Consider the following 2,857-nt stretch of genomic DNA (forward strand, 5'->3'; position numbering starts at 1 on the left):
AAACCACAAAATTACATCTTAATTTTAATAAAATAGAGAATCTAAGGAGATAACCCATGACATATATATTACTTCTTATTATAATTTCTACTATTCTTTCTTATCTTATATTAAAATTTATTTATAAAATCATCTTTAAATCTACAAAAAGCGTTTCAAAGTTTTTAGTCTTTCTTGGAAGTATAGGCTTAATTATCTTTTATTATACTCCTTATTCTTATTATTTAGAGCCTAGTTATTGGCAATTTAGGAATATGTGTAAGTTAAATGAACTTCCTAAAGTATAATAAGATTCTAGGGTATTTTGGATTAAGTTTGGATACATTAGATTGGGAGGAGCTGAATAGAAGAGCTTATAAAATAAGTAAAGAATAGCAATTCTATTTGCAAAATTTTAGAGAATATGCAACATATATAGGAGAAATAAAAAAGACTAGATATGATATAATGGCTATTCTGTATAGCAATAAAAAACTTATCTCTAAAGATAACATTTACTTGATACTTGGAATACAAGACGTTACAATTTAGAGTAAGAATCTGTGGCTAGTTATAATATTGAGTGGATAGAGATAGAAGAATATTGCAGTTTGTACTTCAATACAAAGGAGCAAAAATGGACAATAAAGGATTAATCACTAAATTACGAGACAATGCAGAACTTCCTTGGGCAGCCTATGGATATTTTCATTTAGCTAATGAAAGTTATAAGCCAGAGGAAAATAGTAAGGATTGGAAAAGATTAAAATATTTTAGAGATATTAAAGAAGATACAACCCAATCTGTATTCCCCGCCCTAATTGATATTCTCAACATAGAATACAAATATTTTAAAGATGAAAAAACAGGAAAGCTAAAAATGGCTTCTTTGATGATGAGTTATTTAGTGGCGACTTCTCCCAACTCCAAGCCAAACAATTCTTTTCTCGCTATGATTTATTAAAACATTGTCCTAATACAAATTCAGGCTTTTCTGCTACTTTGTTTGGAGAAAAAAGAAAACAAATTGATAGTAAAACAAAAGAAGAAGGCTATACCAGTGAATATGGCTATATCAATTATATTTTAGCCATTAGAGGAACAGAAATGAGTTCCTTTAAAGATTTGTTTGTAGCTGATGCTTCTTTAACCATAGGCTCTATACCTAAAGCCCAATATGATGATATGCTAAACTTTTATGAAACTTGTATTAAAGATTATCCACAAATCAAAGAAAAAGATTCTCTTACTATTACAGGACACTCTCTTGGAGGCTGTCTTGCACAACTCTTTGCTTTAAGTATCTGTGATGATAGGAATAGAAACAATATCAAAGCTTTATATACTTATAATGCACCTGGAGCTAGAAAGATAGCACCTCCTTATGATTATATAGTAAAACTCTTTATATTTCACATAAAGAACAACAAGAAAGATTTATAAAAGAAGAAATAGAAAATATAGCAAATAGAGCAAGAGATTTAGGCAAAGATAATATTTTCTTAGAAAGTAAGATACGAGAGATATTACACAAGATAATCCAAGAAAAACAAAGTCAATACTATGGGATAACAATGAGTCTTTCTACTCATACAACAATGATGACACTTGATATTAATGCCATTCCTATCTTAGCAGATATTGCACCATATTATAGACAACTTGCTTATAATTATTGGCAACATTTTAAAGAAGATAGGAGAACACCTCAAAATTTTGAACTTAAAGGAGATGAAAGATATATATACAAACTCTCAATTCAAGATTCTATCTTTCATTGTGAATCAAGTAATAATGAATATAAAAATGAATGGTATATCGGCTCTCCTATATCAAAACTAGGGATTAAGCTAGGATTACATCAAGACAATCAATATAGCGATACAACACTGCTTCATACAATCAATACAAGCTCTGGAGTAACAGGGGAGCACTCCATAATCCCCCTAACTCAAACTCTTTACTTCTACTCCTATCTTTTAGAATTAGATGCTAACTATAACAAAGTCAAAGATAAAAGCCTTAGTGAGTGTATAGAGTATCTTAATCATTTTATGAAAAATATTCAAATTTATACAGAAACTTTTGTGTTAAAAAATAATGCTATTAATAATAAAAATTTCGCTCTTAAAAATGGACCTCTTGGACTTTTTAGAAGTTCTCCAGAAAAAATCAATCATTTTGAATATTTTCTTTCATTAATAGCCACCATAATGCAAGAAACAAATGGTATTTTAGAAGAGCTTGGAGATAATTATTATACAAGTTATAAAACTCCTACCATTAGTCAAACAAAAATCATAGATTTTATTTTAAAGGCACAAGAAAAAGAAAAATACATTTTAATTCTTGATAAAAATGATTTTAATAAATACAGAAAAGATTGTTCCTTTATTAATAATCAAGAAAATTTAGCTCATAAAATTGCCATTGGGGAATTTAGAATTTTTATTGTGGTTTATAAAGATATGAAATGTCTTAAAAATATTAATAATATAACAAAAATATATGGATATAATTCAAAAAGTTATAAAATAAAAGATCAAATTTGGGATGAGCAATATTTAGGTGGAGTTTGTAAAATATCACAAGCTTTGTATTTTAATGGAAAAGCTAAAATAGGTATTATTTAGGAAAATTATGATAGGTAAAGACTTTTTATATTCTATTCATAAAGATAAAAAAAGTATTTATTTGTTTTGTGAAAATAAAAGCATCATTGATTGTCAAAGTATTTATGATGAACTTTATAAATTAGAAGCAACGACAGATTTTACTTTTGAAGAACTTCAAAACTATCAAGCTTATATCTTCCTAAACTCCACTCTCCTTACAGGATCAAATGAACTTCCTAATAATCCTTTTTACTTTGGAGAAT

At 27.6% G+C, this 2,857-nt stretch carries 5 protein-coding genes; all 5 read left to right on the forward strand.

Annotated features, from left to right (window positions below; all coding sequences use genetic code 11):
* Positions 1 to 56 precede the first annotated feature (56 nt).
* Positions 57 to 287 carry a hypothetical protein gene (locus AJ885_RS10855; protein WP_002881838.1) on the forward strand — a complete coding sequence of 77 codons (231 nt, stop codon included), beginning with the start codon at positions 57 to 59 and terminating at the stop codon, positions 285 to 287.
* A 329-nt stretch (positions 288 to 616) separates the two neighbouring features.
* Complete coding sequence (locus AJ885_RS10860) at positions 617 to 943, forward strand: hypothetical protein (protein WP_070281268.1); 327 nt, start codon at positions 617 to 619, stop codon at positions 941 to 943.
* Positions 944 to 981: 38 nt separating this feature from the next.
* Positions 982 to 1,422 (forward strand): lipase family protein, encoded by a 441-nt coding sequence (locus AJ885_RS10865; RefSeq protein WP_251988566.1) that lies wholly within the window; start codon positions 982 to 984, stop codon positions 1,420 to 1,422.
* 131 nt (positions 1,423 to 1,553) lie between these two features.
* Positions 1,554 to 2,612 (forward strand): hypothetical protein, encoded by a 1,059-nt coding sequence (locus tag AJ885_RS10870; protein WP_251988567.1) that lies wholly within the window; start codon positions 1,554 to 1,556, stop codon positions 2,610 to 2,612.
* Between the two features lie 7 nt (positions 2,613 to 2,619).
* A partial coding sequence (locus AJ885_RS10875) for a hypothetical protein (protein ID WP_087720682.1) occupies positions 2,620 to 2,857 on the forward strand: 238 nt, incomplete at its 3' end.

Source organism: Campylobacter sp. BCW_6464 (assembly GCF_001762775.1).
GTDB lineage: Bacteria > Campylobacterota > Campylobacteria > Campylobacterales > Campylobacteraceae > Campylobacter_D > Campylobacter_D jejuni.

What these genes read in the sequence shown, in the direction of transcription:
- AJ885_RS10855 (WP_002881838.1), top strand. Translation starts at nt 57, where the DNA reads ATGACATATATATTACTTCTTATTATAATTTCTACTATTCTTTCTTAT.
- AJ885_RS10860 (WP_070281268.1), top strand. Translation starts at nt 617, where the DNA reads ATGGACAATAAAGGATTAATCACTAAATTACGAGACAATGCAGAACTT.
- AJ885_RS10870 (WP_251988567.1), top strand. Translation starts at nt 1,554, where the DNA reads ATGAGTCTTTCTACTCATACAACAATGATGACACTTGATATTAATGCC.